Annotated in this window: 7 protein-coding genes and 1 tRNA gene; 3 read left to right on the top strand and 5 right to left on the bottom strand. The window is 68.2% G+C overall.

The genetic code is table 11. The annotated features are described in order from the left end of the window. The 3 genes from NA4_RS36820 to pgsA all read right to left on the bottom strand — a co-directional run. Positions 1-279: helix-turn-helix domain-containing protein (locus NA4_RS36820; protein ID WP_245671764.1), on the bottom strand; the 279-nt coding region annotated here is incomplete at its 3' end. Positions 280-387: 108 nt separating this feature from the next. Further along, complete coding sequence (locus NA4_RS36815) at positions 388-909, bottom strand: CinA family protein (RefSeq protein ID WP_067480572.1); 522 nt, start codon at positions 907-909, stop codon at positions 388-390. Beyond that, complete coding sequence (gene pgsA, locus NA4_RS36810; protein WP_067480569.1) at positions 906-1,565, bottom strand: CDP-diacylglycerol--glycerol-3-phosphate 3-phosphatidyltransferase; 660 nt, start codon at positions 1,563-1,565, stop codon at positions 906-908. The genes NA4_RS36815 and pgsA overlap by 4 nt, the downstream gene beginning before the upstream one ends. A 268-nt stretch (positions 1,566-1,833) precedes the next feature. Here pgsA and NA4_RS36805 point away from each other — a divergent pair, with 268 nt between their 5' ends. Together NA4_RS36805 and NA4_RS36800 are read left to right on the top strand one after the other, a co-directional pair. Further along, positions 1,834-2,400 (top strand): amino-acid N-acetyltransferase, encoded by a 567-nt coding sequence (locus tag NA4_RS36805; protein WP_084497786.1) that lies wholly within the window; start codon positions 1,834-1,836, stop codon positions 2,398-2,400. Between the two features lie 26 nt (positions 2,401-2,426). Beyond that, positions 2,427-2,720, top strand: a complete 294-nt coding sequence (locus NA4_RS36800; RefSeq protein ID WP_067480563.1) for a YciI family protein — start codon at positions 2,427-2,429, stop codon at positions 2,718-2,720. Here the strand turns inward: NA4_RS36800 and NA4_RS36795 are convergent. Beyond that, on the bottom strand, positions 2,717-3,697 hold the full coding sequence (locus tag NA4_RS36795) for a TerC family protein (protein WP_067480560.1): 981 nt from the start codon (positions 3,695-3,697) through the stop codon (positions 2,717-2,719). The genes NA4_RS36800 and NA4_RS36795 overlap by 4 nt on opposite strands. A 487-nt stretch (positions 3,698-4,184) precedes the next feature. On the opposite strand from NA4_RS36795, the gene NA4_RS36790 reads away from it, so the two are divergent. Beyond that, a tRNA-Leu gene (locus NA4_RS36790) sits at positions 4,185-4,261 on the top strand. Positions 4,262-4,269: 8 nt separating this feature from the next. Here NA4_RS36790 and NA4_RS36785 read toward each other — a convergent pair. Then, on the bottom strand, positions 4,270-6,731 hold a 2,462-nt coding region (locus tag NA4_RS36785), incomplete at its 5' end, for a DNA translocase FtsK (protein ID WP_373862873.1).

Below are 6,731 nucleotides of genomic sequence, written 5' to 3'. Positions count from 1 at the left end.
CGCCGCGGCGGCGGCGTCCTCCGCGGGTGTGCCGACGGGCAGTCCGTCGGCGCCCGCCATGATCGTGCTCACATCCCACAGCACCCGCGACAGCGGCACGTCCAGCGCCGCACAGATGGCGGCGAGCAGTTCGCTCGATGCCTCCTTGCGACCTCGCTCGACCTCGGAGAGATAGCCCAGGCTCACCCGCGCCGACGTCGACACCTCGCGCAGGGTCCGGTTCTGGGCGAGACGAGCACGCCGCAGACTGTCCCCGATCGCCTCTCGCAGCAGCGTCATCTCGTTCTCCTTCGCTCCCGGTCGCCGGGCCGACGCGATTCGTGACCCCACGCATGCCGTTCTTTCTCGCACAACGTCGAAGCAGGGCCGGTTGGTTCCCGCCGAACGTCAATAGCTGCGCCCGGCGCGGTCGGCCGAACCCGTCTCCCGCACACAGCGCAGCAACTCCGATACCGCCGTACGCGTTGCGCCGATTCTGATCGTCCACCGGTCGCCGGGGAGTTTCAACCGCACCACTTCGGAATGGACCGGACCCGCGATACCGAGGAAGACAGTGCCGACCGGGTGACCGTCCTGCGAATCCGGGCCGGCGACACCGGTCAGCCCCACACCCCAGTCCGCCGCGCATCTGGTACGCGCGCCGACGGCCAGTTGCTCGGCGGTGCTGGCCGCCACCGGGCCTTCTGTCGCGAGTACGTCCGCGTCGACGCCCGCGAGACTGTGTTTGAGATCGGTGGAGTACACCACCAACCCGCCGCGCAGTACCGCGCTGGCGCCGGGAACCCCGGCGATCGCGGCGGCCAGCAGACCGGCGGTCAGCGATTCGGCGGTCGCGACGGTTTGCCGCACTGTCACCAGCGCCCGCACAAGGTCGGCGGCGGGCACCTGGGCGACGAGCGGGTCGGTCATGCTCCGCGGGTCCGGCCCGGAGCCCCGGCGAACCACACCCTGGCCGCCTGGCCGACGTAGTCCAGCCCCGTGATCACGGTCAGCGCGACGGCCACGTACATCAGCGCCATCCCCAGGTCGGCCAACCAACCCGACAGCGGCAACAGCAGCAGGGCAATCGCCAGCGACTGCAGCAGGGTCTTCAGTTTGCCGCCGCGTCCGGCGGGAATCACCCCGCGCCGCACCACCACCAGCCGCAGCAGTGTCACGCCGATCTCGCGACCGCAGATGACGATCGTGATCCACCAGGCCAGGTCGCCGAGCAGGGACAGGCCGATCACCGCGGACCCGATCAGCGCCTTGTCGGCGATGGGATCGGCGAGCTTGCCGAAATCCGTGACCAGACCGTATTTGCGCGCCAGTTGCCCGTCGAACCGATCGGTGATCGCGGCGAGGCCGAACAGCGCGGCGGCGGTGATCCGCCAGCCCGTCTGATGACCGCCGCCGACGAACAGCACCACGACGAGCAGCGGCACGATCGCGATGCGCAGCATGGTGAGCACGTTCGCAATGTTCAGCAGCGGCGCCCCGGTCTCGGCCGGGGCGGTCGCGAACCCGGGCCGGACGGGACCGGGCGCGGCCCAGGGCCGGTCCGTCTCCTCTGGTTGCACACTCATGCCCGCGCCTCGCTGCCGCTCGGCTCCGGCACGAGTGTGCCCACAGCTGCGCCCTTGATTCGCTCGCTACGCTCCCTCATTGCCCGCGCCCCGCTGCCGCTCGGCTCCGGCACGAGGGGGTAAATTCTTGCCGCCTTGCCCGCGGCCTGCCGCGTCATGCCGGCCCCGTGATCCCGTCGCGCTGCCCGGCGCGATGCGGTGAGCGGAACGACTGGATCTGCGGCACACGTTCAGACTATCGGTAGCCGGGCCGACTACTGTGCACCCCATGACCTCTCGGGGACCACTAGGTGGTTCGACAAGCGACGCGCACCCGGGCGCGGCCTCCGCCGCGCAGACCTCTGTCCCGGTTGTCCGACGCGCCCGAACCTCCGACGTGCCCGAGATCAAGCGCCTGGTCGATGTGTATGCCGGCCGCATTCTGCTGGAGAAGAACCTGGTCACGCTCTACGAGGCGGTGCAGGAGTTCTGGGTCGCGGACCTGGACGGCCGGGTCGTCGGCTGCGGCGCGTTGCACGTGCTGTGGGCCGATCTCGGCGAGGTGCGCACCGTCGCGGTGCATCCCGATGTCAAGGGCGCTGGTGTGGGCAAGCTCATCGTGCAGCGGCTGATAGCCGTCGCCCGCGAACTCGAGCTGGGTCGGCTGTTCGTGCTGACCTTCGAGGTGGAGTTCTTCGGCAGGCACGGTTTCGTCGAGATCGACGGCACGCCGGTCACCGCCGAGGTATACGCGGAGATGTGCCGCTCTTACGACACCGGCGTCGCGGAGTTCCTCGATCTCAGCTATGTGAAGCCGAATACCCTCGGCAATACTCGAATGCTGCTCACGCTTTGAGCCCGTCCCCCCAGGAAGCGATACCCGTGCCGATCTTCGCCGTCCACTACGTCTACTCCGAAGCCACCGCTGCCGGTCGCGACACCCACCGTCCCGAGCATCGCGCGTGGCTGGCCGGTCTGCTCGAGTCGGGCACCCTGCTCAGCAGCGGGCCGTACCCGGACGGGTCCGGCGCGCTGCTGATCTTCCGGTCGGAGGACGCGGGTGCGTTGAAGAACCTGCTCACGCAGGATCCGTTCGCCCGAGAGGCCCTGATCGACGACGTCCGCGCGGTCGAGTGGGCGCCGGTGTTCGGCGCCTTCACGTCCTCGAGCCGCTAGCGGCCGACCCGAGCGCGGGTCCGCAGCAGGCTCGCGACCGTGGCGACGACCAGGATGGTGAGGATAACCCCCAGGGAGACCGGCGTGGAGATCTCCGGGACCGCGACGTGCTTGCCGCCGTTGATGAACGGCAACGTGTTCTCGTGCAGGGCGTGCAGCACCAGCTTCACGCCGATGAACGCGAGGATGGCGGCCAAGCCGTAGGACAGGTAGACCAGCCGGTCGAGCAGTCCGCCGATCAGGAAGTACAGCTGCCGCAAGCCCATGAGCGCGAAAGCGTTCGCGGTGAACACCAGGTAGGGCTGCTCGGTCAGGCCGTAGATGGCCGGGATGGAGTCCAGCGCGAACAGCAGGTCGGCGAAGCCGATGGCCAGCAAGGCCAGCAGCAGCGGCGTGCCTGCGCGGCGACCGTCGATCCTGGTCACCAGCTTGTCGCCGTCGTACTCGTCGGTGGTCGGCAGGATCCGCTTGGCCAGCGCGACGATGCGGCTGTCGCGCTTCTCCTCGACTTCGACCTCGTGGCCGCTCTCCCGCATCAGCTTCACCGCCGTGTAGACGAGGAACAACCCGAACAGGTAGAACACCCAGCTGAACGCGCTGATCGCGGCCGCGCCGATGCCGATGAAAATACCGCGCATCACCAAGGCGATCACGATGCCGATCAGCAGCACCTTCTGCTGATAGATCCGCGGCACCGCGAAGGTGGACATGATGATCAGGAAGACGAACAGGTTGTCCACCGAGAGCGCCTTCTCGGTGACGAAGCCCGCGTAGTACTCCCCCGCGTACGTCGAGCCCCATTGCCAGGCGACCACGCCGCCGAAGGCCAGCGCCAGCCCGATGTAGACCGCGGACCAGAACCCGGATTCCCGGAACGTCGGCTCGTGCGGGGTGCGGACGTGCGCGTAGAAGTCGAAGACGAACAATCCGAGGATCACCGCGATGGTGATCACCCATTCGAGTGCGGTTACCTGCATGCGGTGTGCCGATCGGAAGCGAAGGTCATGGCGTCCATAATGCCCGGTTTGTCCGGTTGACTAGGTAGCGGGGTAGTTGCCGACCATGATTGCACATGCGCGACCTCGACCGTCATCACTCGTTGCCGACCGTGATCGACGTCCTACCGCACCGCGGGACGCACCCATCAGGCGCGCGGGAGCCGCGCCCGTACCGGGACGGTGGAAAGCGGTTCACAACACCGGAATCGGGTGTTAGTTTCAATAGCAACGAAGATCACAGGAGAGGCGAAGCGATGACCCGGACGGCGCTGCGACAGCTGTCGCTGAGCGGTACCCGGCAGTCCCGCGCCCAGGCTGTGCTATCCGCATCGTCCGCCCTCGATCGGCGGATGAGCGTGCGGAGCGGCCCCTGAACGTGTCTTTCGCAAGACCGTGCGAAAGGGGCCACCCCGCGGCGAATCGCCAAGGGGTGGCCCCTTTTTCGTGGTTTTGCACCGCTTGCCGATCCCTCGTAGCCCAATAGGTAGAGGCGCCGGACCTAGATTCCGGGAGATGCGAGTTCGAATCTCGCCGAGGGAACCAGCTCAGCATCACTCCTGCGGCTCGCCGGGATCGCCGCTCTCCCCGCCACCGCCGCGGATCGACCAGAGCAGCCCTTCCAGCTCATCGGGTTTGACGAGCACGTCACGCGCTTTCGAACCTTCGCTCGGACCGACGACGCCCCTGGTTTCCATGAGATCCATCAGCCGCCCCGCCTTGGCGAAGCCGACGCGCAGCTTGCGCTGCAGCATGGAGGTGGACCCGAATTGCGAGGTGACCACGAGTTCCACCGCCTGCAGGAAGACGTCGAGATCGTCGCCGATATCGGGGTCGACATCCTTCTGCTCGCCCGGTTTGGCCGCGGTCACGCCCTCTTGATATTCGGGCTCCGCCTGGTTCTTGGTGAAGTCGACGACGGCGTGGATCTCCTCATCGCTGATGAACGCACCCTGCAGGCGAGTCGGCTTGCCCGCGCCCATCGGCAGGAACAGCCCGTCGCCCATACCGATCAGCTTCTCCGCGCCGGGCTGGTCGAGGATGACCCGGGAGTCGGTCAGCGACGAGGTTGCGAACGCCAGCCGGGAAGGCACGTTGGTCTTGATCAGACCGGTCACCACGTCCACCGACGGACGCTGCGTGGCCAGCACGAGGTGAATGCCCGCCGCGCGGGCCTTCTGGGTGATCCGCACGATTGCGTCCTCCACGTCGCGCGGCGCGGTCATCATCAGATCGGCCAGCTCGTCGACGATGGCGAGGATGTACGGGTAGGGCCGGTACACCCGTTCGCTGCCCAGCGGCGCGGTGATCGCCCCCGACTTGACCTTCTTGTTGAAGTCGTCGATGTGGCGCACCTTGTTCGCCTGCATGTCCTGATACCGCTGCTCCATCTCCTCGACCAGCCAGGCCAGCGCGGCGGCGGCCTTCTTCGGCTGCGTGATGATGGGCGTGATCAGGTGCGGAATGCCCTCGTAGGGCGTGAGTTCCACCATCTTCGGATCGATCAGGATCATCCGCACCTCGTCCGGCGTCGCCCGCTGCAGCAGCGACACCAGCATCGAGTTCACGAAGCTCGACTTACCCGAACCGGTGGAGCCGGCGACCAGCAGGTGCGGCATCTTGGCCAGATTGGCCGAGACGAACTCGCCCTCGATGTTCTTGCCGAGACCGATCACCAGCGGATGGTGGTCGGTGCGGGTGGACGGCGCCTTGAGCACGTCGGCCAGCCGGACCAGCTCGCGGTCGGCGTTGGGCACCTCGATGCCGACGGCGGACTTCCCCGGGATGGGTGCGAGCAGCCGGACGTTCTCCGTCGCGACGGCGTAGGCGATGTTGCGGGTCAGCGCGGTGATCTTCTCGACCTTCACGCCCGGCCCGAGTTCGACCTCGTAGCGGGTGACCGTCGGACCGCGCACGAAACCGGTGACCGCGGCATCGATCTTGAACTGCACCAGCACCTCGGTGATCGCCTCGATCATCGATTCGTTGGCGGCGCTGCGCTTCTTGGGCGGATCGCCGTCGGTCAGCAGCGACAGCGGCGGCAGCAGGTAGTCGCCCTCGACTTCGCGGTCGGTGACGAATTCCAGCTGCTTCGGCGGCGGCGGGGTCTGATCCTCGACCGCGGCGGCCGGACGCTGCTTCTTCGGTTTCGGCTTCGCCGCCGGTTCCTCGACCGCGATCGGCTTGGCGTCACGCAGCGGCGGTTCGCCGAGGGCCTCGGTGACCGCGTCGGGGTCGCCGAACTCGTCGGGCGGGTAGTTCTCCGCCGGTGTGCGACCGCGCCGCTTGGCGCTGGAGCGGTGCACCGGGAAGCCGTCGGCGTCGTAGTCGGCCGAATCGTAGTCCCGGTAGTCGCCGTATTCGTCGCCTCCGTGTTCAGTGCCGAAGTACTCGCGCAGCTTGGCGGGCACCTCGCGCACGGTCGTACCCGTCACCAGCAGCAGGCCGAAGGCGATGGCCAGCAACAGGATCGGTATCGCGAGCCAGGCGGTCAACCCGTTGGTCAGCGGCCCGCCCACCACGAAGCCGACGAAACCCGCTGCGCGGGAACGTCCGTGCGGGTCGGTGGGGGCGCCCGCCGCGATGTGCCACAAACCCAGCAGCGGCAGGCCGATCAGCAGGCCGCCGAGCACCAGCCGCGGACGGATCTCCGGGCGCGCTTCGGTACGCATCAGGATCACCGCGATCCCGGAAGCCACGAACGGCAGTGCGGCCGAGGCCGATCCGGAGATCGCGCGGATGACGTCCTCCACCCAGTGGCCGACCGGCCCGCCCGCCGACAACCACACCGACGCCGCGATCACCGCGCTCAGCGCGATCAGGGCCAGCGCGACCCCGTCGCGCCGATGGCCGTGTTCGATCTCACCGGCCCGGCTCAACGTGCGCGTGGTCGCGCCGAGGCCGCGGGCCAGCATCGTCCAGCCGCTGCTGATACCGCGACCGAGCACCGCGAGCGGCGCCGTGTTCGAGGTGCGGCGCACCGGGCGCCGGGTGCGCGCGGTCCGCCCGCGGGGTG

Origin of the sequence: Nocardia amamiensis NBRC 102102, assembly GCF_001612745.1 — a bacterium.
Classification (GTDB): Bacteria; Actinomycetota; Actinomycetes; order Mycobacteriales; family Mycobacteriaceae; genus Nocardia; species Nocardia amamiensis.
Note: the sequence above shows the minus strand (reverse complement) of the source record. Positions and strands in the feature narration are given on the sequence as shown.

Bases quoted from the DNA above. Each gene is read 5' to 3' on its own strand.
- NA4_RS36815 (WP_067480572.1), bottom strand. From the start codon at position 909: ATGACCGACCCGCTCGTCGCCCAGGTGCCCGCCGCCGACCTTGTGCGG.
- pgsA (WP_067480569.1), bottom strand. From the start codon at position 1,565: ATGAGTGTGCAACCAGAGGAGACGGACCGGCCCTGGGCCGCGCCCGGT.
- NA4_RS36805 (WP_084497786.1), top strand. From the start codon at position 1,834: ATGACCTCTCGGGGACCACTAGGTGGTTCGACAAGCGACGCGCACCCG.
- NA4_RS36795 (WP_067480560.1), bottom strand. From the start codon at position 3,697: ATGCAGGTAACCGCACTCGAATGGGTGATCACCATCGCGGTGATCCTC.